This is a genomic window from Streptomyces malaysiense, assembly GCF_000980885.2.
Classification (GTDB): Bacteria; Actinomycetota; Actinomycetes; order Streptomycetales; family Streptomycetaceae; genus Streptomyces; species Streptomyces malaysiense.
Window position 1 is genome coordinate 73,126 of sequence record NZ_LBDA02000016.1, and the last position, 13,911, is coordinate 87,036.

Below are 13,911 nucleotides of genomic sequence, written 5' to 3' on the forward strand. Positions count from 1 at the left end.
CGGGTTCCGGCGTTGACCACTCACCCTATAGTGGCTAGAGGCCATAGCCACTTGCCGACCATGCGGCACGGGACGAGGAGGGCACATGCCCCAGATCGAGGAGGCTCAGCCGAAGTATCTCCAGATCGCGCACTTCATCCGCGATCAGATTCTTCGGGGTGACCTGCGACCGGGAGACGAGGTTCCCTCGGAACGGCAACTCGCGGCCGACTGGAAGGTGTCCCGGCCGACGGCCGCGCGGGCCTTGGAGGCGCTGAGTCATCAGGGGCTTGTCGAGAAGCGGCAGGGGTCCGGCACCTACGTACGCAGCCTCGAAGTGAACCGGCGGGCCCGCGAGTTGTACGGGCGTGCCCGGCAGACCGGGAAGATCTACACCCCCGGCGAGTACGCCGTCATCACCTCGGCGGGCTGGCTCGACGCCCCGGATCACGTCGCTGAGGCGCTCGGCCTGGTCAAGGACCGTCGAGCCGTGCACCGGCGGCGGGTCACCAACAACCAGGACGGACCCATCACTCTGTCCACCTCGTGGTTCGGGGCAGATGTGGGCCGGCGGGCGCCCAAGCTGACGGATCCGGGGCGGATCCAGGAAGGGACCCTCATGTACGTCGAGAACATGACCGGTCGCCAGGGCAGTTACGCCGAAGATCGGATGTGCGCCCGTACGGCAACGAACGAGGAAGCCGCCGACCTGCATCTGGAGCCCAACTCGCCGGTCCTGATCGTGCATCACGTCGTCTTCGACCTCCAGGACCGGCCGCTGGAGTTCGCCGAAGCCACCTACCCGCCGCACCGCTGGGCGTTCGAGCAGGGCTACCCGCTCTCCTGACGACTCGCCAATCATGGCGAACCGCTTGCACAGCCCAAGTGGCCAATGCCACTATCCAGTAAGTGGCTAAGGCCACTTGATCGGAAGGGGGCATGGCGTGACGAGTCAGCGGCCGGATCGGGGCACGCGCCCAGTGTGCCGAGGGTGCCGGGGGCGCGGATGGAAGCGTGTCGGTTCGCGTACGACCCTGGCACTGGCCACCGCCGCCGACCGCACCCGTGCCACATCGAAGCGGCGCTGCCTCGACTGCGACGGCAGCGGCAAGGAGTGAGCGCGGATGGCCTACATGATCGACCGCTATCCCTCTGAGGACTCGCCTCGGCTCGGGGCGATGACCTTGCACCCCGTCGCGGAGTCCATCCCTCGGGCGCGGCGCTGGTTCCGGAAGTTCATCGCCCCATACGACCCGGCCTGCTCGGTCGACGACTGCGTGCTGATGATCTCGGAGCTGGTGACCAACGCCATCGTCTTCGGGCGGTCGGAGGATCCGTGGCTTGTACGGGTCGAGTGGTTCCGCGAGGGGGACTCGCTCCGGGTCGAGGTGCACAACCCTGGCTTCCCGGCGAACGTGCGACTGCGCCGACCCGATGCCAACGACGCTCACGGACGCGGACTGCTCCTGGTCGACTCCATCGCCGACTCGTGGCACTCCGGGCCCAGCCGATTCGGCGGGACAGTGGTCTTCTTCATGGTCGATGATGCCTGGCCGTCATGACGGGAATACGTTCCGCTGGTACTGCGCCGGCGGATTGGTCGCTAGTCTGGTTGACCAGTTGACTTGGCCATTCTCGACAGGCGGCAGCACTCATGGCGTATGAAGTGGAGGCACCGAAGTACGTACGCCTCGCTCAGACCATTCAGGGTCGCATCGAGGACGGGACGTACGCGCCGGGCACCCGTGTGCCGAGTGAGAACCAACTGGTGCAAGCCTTCGGGATGTCCCGCCCGACGGTCGTCCGGGCGCTGGAGCTGTTGAAGCGGGACGGCTGGCTGGAGTCCCGGCAGGGGTACGGCACCATCGTGCGCGGTCGTCCGGCCGGCGTCGAGCAGAGGGACCGCCGGGGCAGGAAAGTGCTCGCCCGCGACGAGTCGCAGGGGTCGGGGGCGCTGGTCAAGGTCGGCTACGTTCCCGTTCCGGCGCGTGTGGCTTCCGCGCTCGGGGTGCCGAAGCGCGCCAAGGTCCTCATGCGGCGGCTCCTGGTCGAGGACGACGGCGAACCGGTCGAGCTGATCTCGTCCTACTTCCCCGCCGGCCTGGTCGAGGGCACCGAGCTGGAGAGCGCCGTACCCCTGAGCGGCAGCACGCGTGCGCACTTGGAGGCGCGGAAGAAGATCCGCTTCGACCATGTGACGGAACGGGTGTCGGTCCGGATCCCGGACAGCGGTGACGCCGAGCTGCTGGGGTTGCCCGACGGCGTTCCTGTCCTGAGCGTCCTGATCATCGCCTGCGACGCTTCTGGACAAGCCCTGCAAGTGTCCGACGTGCTGCTTCCTGCCGACCGGCAGGAGCTTGAAGACACCTACCGCCTGAGCTGAGTCCGCTCCGGGTGTGGCTAACCGTCCTCCCTGCCGGGGAGGGGCACGCCCTGGAGAAACGACCGGTAGGCGTCGGCGGCGTCGCCTCCACGGTCGGTGCCTCCGGTCCGTACCGCGTGTCGCTCCGGTCGCGCTTCGGGCCGGAAATCCAGAACTCCTCGTCGGTCTCGACGTCGTAGAAGTTCGCGTCGGACATGCCGCGCCGCGTGGCGCGCCGTAGCGTCCGGCCCTGGAAGTAGGCGGTCTTCCAGGTCTTGGAGAAGTCCACCCAACCGATCCACGAGGGTCCGCGGTCGATGTCGTAACCCGTCTTGAGCTGGATGAACATGATTCTGCGAGGCATGGCCTCAGGTTGGCTGATCGCGCAGCTCCGGCAAACCGAATTCTGAGACGGCTCGGGCCGGTCAAGGAGGGTGGCGGCACACGCCTCGTTCTCACTTGACAAGTCAACCTGGCATCTCTAGCTCGAACTTGCTAAGTCAACCTGTCAGGTGGCGGGTTGATCGATCCCAGAAGGAGACATTCCTGTGCGTGTGATCCGCGTTGACGCCTCGACCGCCACGATCCTGCTGACCGAAGCGCCGGCGCCGAAGGTGCGCGACCGGCAGACCGGTGAGATCGCCAAGGACGCCGTGAGCGGTGAGGCGCTGATGACGATCGGCGTCGTCTACATCGAGGACGGCGAGTCCTCGCTCATCAAGGTCACCGTCCCCGAGGGCGGCGTCGCCGAGGGGCTGGCCCTCGGCTCGCCGGTCTCGCTGCCGGGGCTGGTTGCCCGGCCGTGGGAGTCGGTGTTCAACGGGCAGCAGCGGCACGGCATCGCCTACCGCGCCACCGCCGTCATGCCCGGCGCCTTCCAGATGGCTCAGGCGGGCTGATCGACGTGACCGACCTCGTGACGTTGGCCGAGCTGGGCGGTTCGCTCGCCGCCGTGGGCGGTGCGGTCTACGCCCGGCACGCCCACCCGGCGGCGTACTGGTCCACGGTCGGGCTGCCGCTCTCGGTGGCCCGGCTGCTGGCCTCGTACTCCTCGACCATGGACGCCTGCGGCCTAACCATGGAGCCGTCCCGGCTGCGGGCCCTGGCCGTCCGAGCGACCACACGTCGTGAGGTGCGGCCGGTGCCACCCCGCCGGGGCGTCATCCGGCCCACCTCGACCGGACTGCGGCTCCGGCTGCGGCTGGCGCCGGGGCAGGAACCGGCGGACGTGGCCGCCTCGGCGGAACGCCTCCGGCACGCCTGGGGCGTTCACGCCGTGCACGTACGGGACGTCAAGCCTGGTGTCGTCGAACTCCGGCTCGTCGGCTTCGACGTCCTGCGCAAGGTGCGCATGCCGCGCCGTGTCGACAGCGGGCTTCTGCGGGTTCCGGTGGCGCTGCGGGAGGACGCGACCGCGTTCGTCCGCGACTACCGCGCCGTACCTCACGGACTCGTCCTCGGCGCCACGCTGTCCGGCAAGTCCATGTACCTGCGCCATCTCATCTCCGGCCTCGCGCTCCAACCCGTGGCCCTGGTCGGCATCGACTGCAAGCGCGGGGTCGAGCTGGCGCCGTTCGCCTCGCGCCTGTCGGCACTGGCGACCGACCCCACTGAAGCGGCGGAGCTGCTGCCCGTCCTGGTCAAGGAAATGGAGGACCGATACGACCTGATCAAGGCCCGGCAGGGCATCGCACCAGGCACCCCGGACGAGGAGATCACCTCGGACATCTGGGGCCTGCCCGACTGCGAACGGCCCGTGCCCGTCGTGGTGTTCGTCGACGAGGTAGCCGAGCTGTTCCTGGTCGCCACCCGCAAGGACGAAGAGCGGCGGGACGAGATGGTCACCCAGCTCATCCGGCTCGCCCAGCTCGGCCGCGCGGCCGGCATCTACCTGGAAGTGTGCGGACAGCGGTTCGGCGCCGAACTCGGCAAGGGCGCCACCATGCTCCGCGCCCAGCTCACCGGCCGCGTCTGCCACCGCGTCAACGACGAAGCATCCGCCAAGATGGCGCTCGGCGACATCGCACCCGAAGCCGTACTCGCCGCCTGCTCCATCGCTGCCGAGCTGCCCGGCCTGGCCGTCGTCGGCGACACCTCCGGCGGCTGGTCCCGCATCCGCACCCCGTACCTCTCCCTCGGCGCCGCCGCCGAGACCTGCCGGAAATCGGCTCACCTCGTCCCGGACGTACCGGCGCTCGCCGGCTTCCGGCCGTACGTCCCACCCGCGCCCGTAGAAGCCTCCGGGCCCGTGACCACCTCTCGCCCGGTCACCGAGTAACCCACCCGAAGCATCGGCCGGCGTGGCCGTACCGCGCCGACTCCCTACCCCGCCATGCCCGGAACCGGAAGGAGTGACGCCGTGCGCTCGCTGCCCGTCCGCCTCGACGCCGTACTCGTCCAAGCGCTGATCGCCGCCGCACTGTCCTTCGCCCACCTGCACGACCTGGCCTCGGCCGCCGGGCAGGACGGCTGGAAGGCGTGGGCCTATCCGGTCTCCGTCGACCTGCTGTTGGTGGCGGCCTGGCGGCGCCTGCGGTCCGGCGGGTCGAAAGCGGCCGGGTGGTGCTGGTTCCTGGTTGCGCTGACCGCCTCGCTCGGTGCCAACGTCGCCACCGCCGGCCTCCTCGACCTGAACGCCGTACCGGCCTGGCTGCGCATCCTCGTCGCCGGATGGCCCGCCGTCGCCTTCCTCGGCAGCACCCTCCTCGCCCACGGATCACCTGAACCCGCGTCCAACGCCACGGCGACTCCGGCTCCGCCGGTCCCTGAACCACCGGCCCTCGAACCCGAACCGGCTCCGCCGTCCACAACGCCTGTCCCGCCCGCCCTCGTCGCTCACGCCCGCAAGGTCGCCGACGAACACCGGGCCCGGACCGGAACCCCCATCGACACCTCGACGCTTCGCGCCCGACTCGGCGTCCCGCTGCCGCTCGCCGAAGCCATCGCTGCCCAACTCACCTGAACTCAGGAGAACTTCCGCCCATGCGCCCGTCCACGCTCCGCGCGCTGAACCGCGCCGCCGAGCTGACCCGCCAGAACCGCCTTACCGAAGCCATGCTCATCGCCGAACCCGTGATCCTCACCGCCGACGAGTACGAGGGCGAGGAGATCCGGCAGTGGCTCCTCGACCACGTCGCCGACTTCACCGGCGAGAACCACCCGGACTCGAAGGAACTGCCCTGATGCCCGCCAACCCTCGCTTCCGCCGAGTCGTCCGCATCGGTCCCGTGCAGGTCGGCACGTACTACGACGGCCGGGGCCGTGAGAAGCACGCCGCCGTCTGCACGGCTCCGCGCTGCGGCTTCTCGAACGACTACGACAGCCGCACCGCCGCCGAGCTGGCCGCCCGCACCCACCGCTGCCGCGTCCGCTGATCTGCTGATCCGCTGAGGAGATCCCGTGACCGTCTCGCTGCCGCTCGTCTTCGTCCTGGGCGTCATCGCCTGGGCCGCGATCAAGTTCCTCGGCGTCCGCCTCTGGGTCGCCGTCGTGATCGCCCTGTTCGGCTTCTGGCTCTCCCACACCTTCCTCGCCCCCGCCATCGAGACCGGCACCCGCTCCGGGGTCGACGTCGTCAACGGCACCGACAAATGACAAGAAGGCCCGCCATGCTGTTCCGCCCCCGGCCGCCCGACATCCCGCACCCGCCCACCACGGTCCACGGGCACCAGGACCGCGCTCCACTGGCGTTCGCCGGCCGCCCGCTCGCGCCTTACGCGGGTGCGGTCGCCGCGGTGGTCGTCGTCGGCATCGTCCTCACCGCACTTCTCGCGGCGGTCGCCGTCACGGCCGTGTCCGTGGCCGTCGCCGCCGTGGTCCTGCGCTCCCTCGTCAACGGCGCCGACAGGCGCTGACCGGCCACCGGGGCGGCAAACGCCGCCAAGCATCCCGCCGCCCCGGGGCCGTCCCTTCCCACCGCCGAAACAGCCGAAAGGAAGTCCCATCATCACCCGGCAGACTCCGCCCCCGCTGGCGGAACTCTCCACCCTGGCGTCGCTCGGCACCCTGCCCGAGCTTGCCCGCCAACTCTCCGGCCTGGGCGGCTGCACCCACCCCATCCGCCTCGACGGCCACCGCACCGAATACGCCGTCGACACCCGTACGGGCGAGATCGGCAACACCCTTCACCACCTCGACTCCGCCACCCTGCCCGCCGGACAGCTGCTGGTCCGCTGCAACAACCGACGGGCAACCCGCTGCCCGGCCTGCGCCGAGGTCTACCGCCGCGACACCTACCAACTGATCACCGCTGGCCTGCGCGGCGGCAAGGGCACCCCCGACCGGGTCGCCGCACACCCGCGCGTGTTCGCCACCGTCACCGCTCCCGGCTTCGGCCCGGTCCACAACCGCCGCACCGACGGCCGCCCCTGCCGCTGCGGCACCCACCACGACCAGGACGACCCCGCCCTCGGCACACCCCTCGACGCGGACACCTACGACTACGAAGCGGCCATCCTCTGGAACGCTCATGCGGGCGACCTCTGGCGGCGCTTCTCGATCTACCTCCGCCGGGAGATCGCCAAGCGCGCCGGCCTCACCCAACGCGCCTTCCGCGACCACGCCCGCGTCGCGTTCGCCAAGGTCGCCGAGTACCAGAAGCGCGGCGCCGTCCACTTCCATGCGGTCATCCGCCTCGACGGTCCCGACGGCGGCGACACCCCGCCCCCGCCGTGGGCCACCGCCGACCTGCTGTCCGATGCCATCCGCGCGGCAGCAACCGCCGCGCGCGTTGACGGCCCTGTTGTCGATGGCCGCGCCCACACCTTCGCCTTCGGCCGCCAGCTCGACGTCCGGCCGATCCGCTCCGCCGACTTCGACGGCGGCCAGGAGCTGACCGAGCGGGCCGTAGCCGCGTACATCGCCAAGTACGCCACCAAGGGCGCCGAAACCGCGATCGGCACCCTCGACCGGCCGCTGAAGTTCGCCGCCGAACTCGCCCAGCTCGACATCAGCGACCACGCCCGCCGCCTCATCCGCACCGCCTGGACCCTCGGCGCACGCAAGGACCTCGAACACCTCCGCCTGCGCGCCTGGGCGCACATGCTCGGCTTCCGCGGCCACTTCTCCACCAAGTCCCGCCGCTACTCCACAACCCTCGGCGCCCTCCGCGACGCCCGCGCCGAATGGCGCCGCGCCCAGACGGCTCCACCGGTCCCGCAGGACGGCGAAACCACCCTCGTCCTCGCCCACTGGGTGTTCGCCGGAACCGGTCTCACCGACGGCGAAGCCTGGCTCGCCGCAACTCTCGAACCCGCCTCCGGAACGGAAGGAGAACCGGCCACATGACGACCGACCGCTATCTGTCCGTCGACCAGGTCGCCGAGCTGCTCGGCACAACCGCCCGCTTCCCCCGGCGGCTGATCGAGGAGCGGCGCATCCGGTACGTGAAGGTCGGCCGGCATGTGCGCATCCCTGAGAGCGCGGTCGAGGAGTTCATCAAGTCGCGCACGGTGGAGCCGCTGAGGCGTCCTCGCTCCCGATTCCGGAGGGCTGCCTGATGGCCAACAAGAAGGGCAGGCGCCGGCGCTTCGGCGCAGTGCGGCAGTACCGGTCCGGCAAGTGGACGGCGTCGTATCTCGCGCCCGACGGTGAGCGCATCCGTGCGGACGAGACCTTCGACACCAAGAAGGACGCGGAGATCTGGCTGTCACAGGTCGAGGCGGACCTCAGCCGGGGGGACTGGCGCGATCCCGATGCCGGGGCGGTCAACTTCCGTTTCTACGCCGAGAAGTGGGTCGAGGAACGGGAGCTGGCCGTTCGGACCGAGGACCTGTACCGGCACCTCCTGCGGCTGCACATCTTCCCGACCTTCGGCACGCTCGACCTGGACGAGATCACCGCTCCCCGCGTGCGCGAATGGCGGGCCGAGCGGCTCCGCACCACCCAGGCCAAGACCACCGTCGCCAAGGCGTACCGCCTCCTCAAAGGCATCCTTGAGACGGCCGTGGACGACGACCTGATCAGCCGCAATCCGTGCCGGATCAAGGGAGCGGGCAAGGAGTCGGCCGCTGAGCGGCGCATCGCCACCGTCACCCAGGTCGACGCCCTCGCCGAGGCGATCGGTATCCGCTGGCGCCTCATGGTCTATCTCGGCGCCTACGGCCCGATGCGGCCGGAGGAGTTGGCCGGCCTGCGGCGCCGGGACGTCGACCTCGACCACATGGTGATGCGCGTCCGCGTCGCCGAACCGGAGCGGACCAACGGCAAGCGTGCTCCCGGTGAGACGAAGTCCGACGCGGGTGTCCGGGCCGTCGTCCTCCCGGCCTTCCTCCACAAGGAGGTGCGGCAGCACCTCGCCTGGTTCGCCGAGAAGGGGCCCGACGGGCTGGTGTTCGTGGGTGAGAAGGGCGCTCCCTTCCGGCGTACCTCGTTCGGCCGGAAGTGGCGGCGTGCTCGCGTGGCCGCCGGGCTCCCGGACGGCTTCCGCTTCTACGACCTTCGTCACACCGGACACACGCTCTCGACCCGTTCGGGTGCCACCCTCAAGGACACGATGGTCCGCGCCGGCCAGTCGTCCGAGAAGGCCGCGCTGATCTACCAGCACTCCGACGAGGAGCGGCAGCGCGACCTCGCGGCCGGCCTCGACGACCTGGTCCGCGCCGAACGTGCGAAGCACCACAACGGCAAGGAACACGGCGGCCCCACGCACCACGACGAGAAGCCCACGGGCAGCTAGCCACGCCCTTGTGGTGCGGTTGTGGTGCGCGCTCCGCGCGCCGGTCTAGACAACAAAGAACCCCCGGGTCTCTGACCTGGGGGTTTAGTGTGGAGCGGGTGACGAGAATCGAACTCGCGCTCTCAGCTTGGGAAGCTGATGTTCTACCATTAAACTACACCCGCGTAACTACGGACAAAGTTCCCGAGACGGTCCCTGTCCGACGCTCGCTCACTGTACCTCATCGCAGGCTCCCGGTGCTCATGGCCGGGGGTCTGAGTGTGTTTCAGGGGTGGGATCCGGCTGCGGGGGGCGGGAGTTGGGGCGTACGGTGGGGGCCCGGGAGAGGGGCCGGGTGAGGCCGGAGTGCCGCCTGGAGGGTCGTCTCTTTGATCCCGTAATGTGGCTTTTGTCGTCGGGTTGGTCAGCCCGACGAGGCTCTTGGGGAAGGGACTTAAGGGACTTGATGGAACACACCGTCGTCCGCTGTGCCGATGGGCACGTCTTCAGCACCGCTTCGTTCCCGATGCAGCAGGCCGAGCGGCTCGGCCCCGGTCGGCTCATGCGGTGCCCTCGATGCGCGCGGCTGCGCAGCGTCGTGCCGGTCGCCCGGCGGAAGCAAGGGGTGAGCGGCGAAGTCGGTACGTACGCGGTGTAGCCGCGTCGTCACCACCGGCGCGCGGAGTCGTCGCGATTGTCATGGCTCCGCGCGCCTTGCGTATCCTCGCTACGTGCTTCTCTCAGACAAGGACATCCGGGCCGAGATCGACGCCGGGCGGGTACGGGTCGATCCCTTTGACGAATCCATGGTGCAGCCGTCGAGCGTCGATGTCCGGCTGGACCGCTACTTCCGGGTGTTCGAGAACCACCGGTACCCGCACATCGACCCCTCCGTCGAACAGCCCGATCTGACCCGGCTGGTGGAGCCGGAAGGGGACGAGCCGTTCATCCTGCACCCCGGGGAGTTCGTGCTCGCGTCGACCTACGAGGTCATCTCGCTGCCCGACGACCTCGCCTCGCGGCTGGAGGGCAAGAGCTCGCTGGGCCGCCTCGGCCTGGTCACCCACTCCACCGCCGGGTTCATCGACCCGGGCTTCAGCGGTCACGTCACCCTCGAACTGTCGAACCTCGCCACCCTGCCCATCAAGCTCTGGCCGGGGATGAAGATCGGCCAGCTGTGCCTCTTCCGGCTGTCCTCGCCCGCGGAGTTCCCGTACGGCAGTGAGCGCTACGGCTCGCGGTACCAGGGTCAGCGCGGGCCGACCGCCTCGCGGTCCTACGTCAATTTCCATCGGACCCAGGTGTGAGGGCGGCCGGAACATGAGTGACGTGCGGGAGAATCTGACCTACGAGGCGTTCGGCGGCGCCATCCGCGAGCTGGCGCGGACCATCGCGGACGACGGGTACGAGCCGGACATCGTGCTCAGCATCGCCCGGGGCGGCGTGTTCGTGGCCGGCGGGCTCGCCTACGCCCTCGACTGCAAGAACATCCACCTGGTGAACGTCGAGTTCTACACTGGCGTGGGGACGACGCTCGAGATGCCCGTCATGCTCGCGCCCGTCCCGAACGTGATCGACTTCTCCGACAAGAAGGTCCTGATCACCGACGACGTCGCCGACACCGGCAAGACGCTGAAGCTGGTCCGCGACTTCTGCCTCGACACCGTGGCCGAGGTGCGCTCCGCGGTGATCTATGAGAAGTCCCACTCCCTCGTGAAGTGCGAGTACGTCTGGAAGCGCACCGACGACTGGATCAACTTCCCGTGGAGCGTGGAAGGGCCCGTCGTGCGGCGGGACGACCAGGTGCTCGACGCCTGAGGGAGACAGAACACGGAGAAGGGCCCCCGGCGGCGGAAACCGCGCCGGGGGCCCTTCTCCGTGTCCGGGGCTAGAACGTGCCCAGCTTCACGATCGACAGCAGCGCGATCAGCTGGATCGCCGACGCGCCCAGCGCCTTCGGCCACGGCAGGTCGTGCGAGCGGGACACCATCATGGTGAGCAGGGCGCCCGCGCCGAGCCAGGTGGCCCAGCCGAGTATCTGGACGAAGCCCGCGTCACCGCCGAAGAACATGGCGAAGACCAGGCGGGGCGCGTCCGTGAGGGCGGAGATCAGCATGGACAGGCCCACCGTCGGCTGCCAGGCGCCGTCGCCGCCGAGCTGGCGGGCCAGGGTGTGGGTGACCACGCCCAGCACGAACAGGGCGAGCACCATCACGACCGCGGTGATCAGCACGATCGGCACCGCGTTGGACAGCGTGGCGCCGATGGCCTCCTTGCGCGCGTCGTCGAAGCCGAAGACGGCCAGCAGACCGTAGAGGAAGGTCACGACCAGGGCCGGACCCCACATCGTGTAGTCCCGCATCCGCAGGAAGGTCGGGTCGGGGGAGAGGATGATCCCCCGCAGCAGTTCCTTCCAGTGCAGTGGCGGGCCCACCGGCGGGGCGGGTGCGGCGACGGAGCCGGCCTGGTAGGTCGCGCCCTGGGTGTAGCCGGCGGCCTCGTCGATCGAGAACGCCTGGGTGTGGCCCGGGTTGTTGGCCGCGTACGGGTCGGGCGTGCCGCTCCCGTAGCCGTCGTCGAAGTACTCCGGGCCGTCGTCCGCCGGGCCCTGCCGGTCGTACGGCCGGCCCTGCCGCGGGTACGACTGCTGTCCGTACGACTGCGGTGCCTGCGGCGGCTGCCCGTACGACGGCTGCGGCGACTGCGGCGACGGGTAGCCGTACGACGGCCGTCCCGCGCCCTGTCCGGGCGCCTGGGGCCCCTGCTGCCCGTACGACGACGGGCCGCGCCGCCCGCCCGAGGGGCCGGGGCGGCCGTACGACGGTCCCTGCGGCGCCTGCTGTCCCTGGGGGGTGCGGTCGTCCCGGCCCCCACGTCCGATCCTGAATCCAGCCACGTCATCGAACGTACCTGGTCCCGGAGGGCCACGTGCCGGGCCCGGCGGTCCGGGCCGGGCTTTGCGGCCGACCTGTGACATCCCCTAAGGGGCCGTCAGCCGTTTCACCAGGGATGGTTCCGGGTTTGAACCGTCTCGGTCCGCGAGGGCGGAGCCGGACCGCAGGGTTCACCGCCGGGCCGGCGGCCGGGGGACACGCCGTGGTGGACGAGGGCCGTACGGGAGTCCCGGTGAACGCCGGTAAGTGACATGCTCTGACCTGCGGCGATGCAAGCCACGCGACCCGCTTTGCCCCAGACCCCCCGGGTGGCCATTTCGCGGAAATGCGCGTAACCCCGGAGGCCGGGTCCGTGGGACGCGTGTCGCCAGAGATTGACCTACCCCCACTACCTGCGTGGCGGCCCGCAACGGGCGGCGGTACCGCCAGGCGCACGACACGTTCGGCTTCAACACCGAACCTGGGTGCCGGATGACCGAAATCGCCCTCCGGATCCATCACGACGCGATCATGGCATCGAGACCACAAAGGCGAAATCCCAATCGACGTCCCCGAACTGGGCTCAGAGGGCGCTCAGGCGCCTACTGGGCTGGTGCTTCTGCCCAGTGCACAGTCACCCGATCCTCCGTGTTCGCGTTCCGGCCACGGCCGATGGACTTGGCGATGGTGATGCGGTCGAGGGAGAAAGCCAGGAAGCTACGTCGCTGCTCCAGGTCCCAACTGCCCCACGTCGACTCCGGCCCGATGGGGTCGCCCTCCGGGGCCGTCCACTCCGAGGGGATGACCACGGTGCCGCTCTCATCCCGCCCCAGCTCAGCTACGCGCTCACTCACCCGAGCCTCATGGGCAGTCAGCCGCTCGACGGATTCAGCGAACATGGCCGTGCCGGTCGCCCCGGCGTACAGCCCTGCCTGCCGGTCGGCGTACAGCGTGCGGAGGGCTTCCCGTACGTGCTCCAACTCAGCCCGCGCGGCGGCTAGTTCTGCATGCCGCTCGCCCGTGTCTGCCTGGGCGGCAAATCGGCGCGCTGCCTCACCAAGCCATTCCAGGTCTTCACGGTCCTCGGGGTCCAGCGTACTCAGGCGCGACCTGCGTCTACGTGTCCGGCGCGAACGGCGGACATCATCTCTTCGAACGCGGGGCGGACCACTTTGGGGTCCCAGCCGGATTTGCCCACGTCAGCGAAGTGACCGGCGTTGTCCCAACCCTTGGCTGTGATCAGCGCCTCGCACTTGGTCCGCTGTGCTTCGGGGGACGACGCGGAGTCGTCCTCACGCTTCCTTGACTGTCGGATGTAGGACACTGCGCGCACATGGTCCAGATCAGGGGTCCAGTCGGGGCCCCGTTTGACGAGAGGTGTCATGTGCCTAGCGTAGTAAAAATCAATGTGCTGACCGTGCCTGCCGAGCAGCGGGAAATCCTGGAGAAGCGGTTCGCCTCGCGGGCCCACGCGGTGGAGAACTCCGACGGCTTCGAGTGGTTCGAGCTGCTGCGCCCGGTCGAGGGCACCGACCAGTACCTCGTCTACACCCGCTGGCGTGACGAGGCCTCCTTCCAGGCGTGGATGGAGGGCCCGATGAAGGCCGCGCACCAGGGCGGTGCCACGGAGGGCGACCGTCCCAAGCCGGCCGCCTCCGGCTCCACCCTGTGGTCCTTCGACGTGGTCCAGCAGGCGGCCCCGAAGAACGCGTGACCGCCCGGCGCCGGGCCTCGGTGGTGCTCACGAGGTCCGGCGCCATGCCTGCGCCGCGCGCCCGCCGTGCGGGAGGCGGGGCCGGCCTCGGGCCCGCCATGAGAGACGCCCGCGGGCGGGTCCCGCCGGGCGGCCCGCCTCCCGGTCGCCTGCCCGGCCCCGGCCGGATGCCCGCGGTTCCCCGTGCGCCCGGCCCCTCCCGCCCCCGCTCGGCGGGTGTGCGGGTTCCGACGGCCGCCGGGGTCGCGCCGCGGCGCGGCGATGCCGTCCCCCGAGCGTCCCGCCCCCGGACACGACAGCGCCCCCTGCCTGTGCGAAGCAGGGGGCG

The 13,911-nt window shown here is 70.0% G+C and carries 20 protein-coding genes and 1 tRNA gene; 17 read left to right on the top strand and 4 right to left on the bottom strand.

Annotated elements, in window-relative coordinates:
* Positions 1-85 precede the first annotated feature (85 nt).
* The 13 genes from VT52_RS08320 (at position 86) to VT52_RS08380 (ending at position 9,017) form a co-directional block, all read left to right on the top strand.
* On the top strand, positions 86-826 hold the full coding sequence (locus VT52_RS08320) for a GntR family transcriptional regulator (RefSeq protein ID WP_046417634.1): 741 nt from the start codon (positions 86-88) through the stop codon (positions 824-826).
* Between the two features lie 277 nt (positions 827-1,103).
* The gene (locus VT52_RS08325) at positions 1,104-1,541 is read left to right on the top strand and encodes an ATP-binding protein (RefSeq protein ID WP_046417631.1); all 438 of its coding nucleotides are present in this window, start codon (positions 1,104-1,106) and stop codon (positions 1,539-1,541) included.
* Positions 1,542-1,633: 92 nt separating this feature from the next.
* Positions 1,634-2,362 carry a GntR family transcriptional regulator gene (locus VT52_RS08330; RefSeq protein WP_046417629.1) on the top strand — a complete coding sequence of 243 codons (729 nt, stop codon included), beginning with the start codon at positions 1,634-1,636 and terminating at the stop codon, positions 2,360-2,362.
* A gap of 527 nt (positions 2,363-2,889) precedes the next feature.
* Complete coding sequence (locus tag VT52_RS08335; protein WP_046417628.1) at positions 2,890-3,240, top strand: SCO3933 family regulatory protein; 351 nt, start codon at positions 2,890-2,892, stop codon at positions 3,238-3,240.
* A 5-nt stretch (positions 3,241-3,245) separates the two neighbouring features.
* Positions 3,246-4,619, top strand: a complete 1,374-nt coding sequence (locus VT52_RS08340; protein ID WP_046417626.1) for an FtsK/SpoIIIE domain-containing protein — start codon at positions 3,246-3,248, stop codon at positions 4,617-4,619.
* Positions 4,620-4,700: 81 nt separating this feature from the next.
* A complete protein-coding gene (locus VT52_RS08345; protein ID WP_046417624.1) occupies positions 4,701-5,303 on the top strand; it encodes a DUF2637 domain-containing protein in 603 nt (200 codons plus the stop codon).
* Between the two features lie 20 nt (positions 5,304-5,323).
* Positions 5,324-5,524, top strand: a complete 201-nt coding sequence (locus VT52_RS08350; RefSeq protein ID WP_046417622.1) for a hypothetical protein — start codon at positions 5,324-5,326, stop codon at positions 5,522-5,524.
* Positions 5,524-5,715 (top strand): mobile element transfer protein, encoded by a 192-nt coding sequence (locus VT52_RS08355; RefSeq protein WP_039656601.1) that lies wholly within the window; start codon positions 5,524-5,526, stop codon positions 5,713-5,715. The genes VT52_RS08350 and VT52_RS08355 overlap by 1 nt, the downstream gene beginning before the upstream one ends.
* Positions 5,716-5,740: 25 nt before the next feature.
* Positions 5,741-5,935: a hypothetical protein gene (locus VT52_RS08360; protein WP_046417617.1), complete on the top strand. Its 195-nt coding sequence runs from the start codon at positions 5,741-5,743 to the stop codon at positions 5,933-5,935.
* Positions 5,936-5,952: 17 nt separating this feature from the next.
* On the top strand, positions 5,953-6,195 hold the full coding sequence (locus tag VT52_RS08365; RefSeq protein WP_046417765.1) for a hypothetical protein: 243 nt from the start codon (positions 5,953-5,955) through the stop codon (positions 6,193-6,195).
* A 115-nt stretch (positions 6,196-6,310) separates the two neighbouring features.
* Positions 6,311-7,627, top strand: coding sequence for a replication initiator (locus VT52_RS08370; RefSeq protein WP_079174929.1), 1,317 nt, complete (start codon positions 6,311-6,313; stop codon positions 7,625-7,627).
* On the top strand, positions 7,624-7,839 hold the full coding sequence (locus VT52_RS08375; protein ID WP_046417614.1) for an excisionase family DNA-binding protein: 216 nt from the start codon (positions 7,624-7,626) through the stop codon (positions 7,837-7,839). Before VT52_RS08370 ends, VT52_RS08375 begins: the two co-directional genes overlap by 4 nt.
* A complete protein-coding gene (locus tag VT52_RS08380) occupies positions 7,839-9,017 on the top strand; it encodes a tyrosine-type recombinase/integrase (protein ID WP_046417612.1) in 1,179 nt (392 codons plus the stop codon). The genes VT52_RS08375 and VT52_RS08380 overlap by 1 nt, the downstream gene beginning before the upstream one ends.
* 90 nt (positions 9,018-9,107) lie before the next feature.
* On the opposite strand, the gene VT52_RS08385 is transcribed toward VT52_RS08380, so the two are convergent.
* A tRNA-Gly gene (locus VT52_RS08385) sits at positions 9,108-9,181 on the bottom strand.
* 281 nt (positions 9,182-9,462) lie between these two features.
* Here VT52_RS08385 and VT52_RS38650 point away from each other — a divergent pair.
* The 3 genes from VT52_RS38650 (at position 9,463) to VT52_RS08400 (ending at position 10,814) form a co-directional block, all read left to right on the top strand.
* A complete protein-coding gene (locus VT52_RS38650) occupies positions 9,463-9,654 on the top strand; it encodes a hypothetical protein (RefSeq protein ID WP_046417609.1) in 192 nt (63 codons plus the stop codon).
* 73 nt (positions 9,655-9,727) lie between these two features.
* Positions 9,728-10,303, top strand: a complete 576-nt coding sequence (gene dcd / locus VT52_RS08395; protein WP_046417608.1) for a dCTP deaminase — start codon at positions 9,728-9,730, stop codon at positions 10,301-10,303.
* Positions 10,304-10,316: 13 nt separating this feature from the next.
* Positions 10,317-10,814: a phosphoribosyltransferase gene (locus VT52_RS08400; protein WP_046417606.1), complete on the top strand. Its 498-nt coding sequence runs from the start codon at positions 10,317-10,319 to the stop codon at positions 10,812-10,814.
* Positions 10,815-10,884: 70 nt separating this feature from the next.
* Here VT52_RS08400 and VT52_RS08405 read toward each other — a convergent pair whose 3' ends face one another.
* From VT52_RS08405 to VT52_RS35405, 3 genes are all read right to left on the bottom strand, one after another.
* The gene (locus VT52_RS08405; RefSeq protein ID WP_206306464.1) at positions 10,885-11,973 is read right to left on the bottom strand and encodes a Yip1 family protein; all 1,089 of its coding nucleotides are present in this window, start codon (positions 11,971-11,973) and stop codon (positions 10,885-10,887) included.
* A 498-nt stretch (positions 11,974-12,471) separates the two neighbouring features.
* The gene (locus VT52_RS08410) at positions 12,472-12,723 is read right to left on the bottom strand and encodes a hypothetical protein (RefSeq protein ID WP_143070854.1); all 252 of its coding nucleotides are present in this window, start codon (positions 12,721-12,723) and stop codon (positions 12,472-12,474) included.
* Between the two features lie 245 nt (positions 12,724-12,968).
* The gene (locus VT52_RS35405) at positions 12,969-13,253 is read right to left on the bottom strand and encodes a recombinase family protein (protein ID WP_079174930.1); all 285 of its coding nucleotides are present in this window, start codon (positions 13,251-13,253) and stop codon (positions 12,969-12,971) included.
* Between VT52_RS35405 and VT52_RS08415 the strand changes: the two genes are divergently transcribed.
* The gene (locus VT52_RS08415) at positions 13,203-13,583 is read left to right on the top strand and encodes an antibiotic biosynthesis monooxygenase family protein (RefSeq protein ID WP_046417601.1); all 381 of its coding nucleotides are present in this window, start codon (positions 13,203-13,205) and stop codon (positions 13,581-13,583) included. The genes VT52_RS35405 and VT52_RS08415 overlap by 51 nt on opposite strands.
* Positions 13,584-13,911 lie beyond the last annotated feature (328 nt).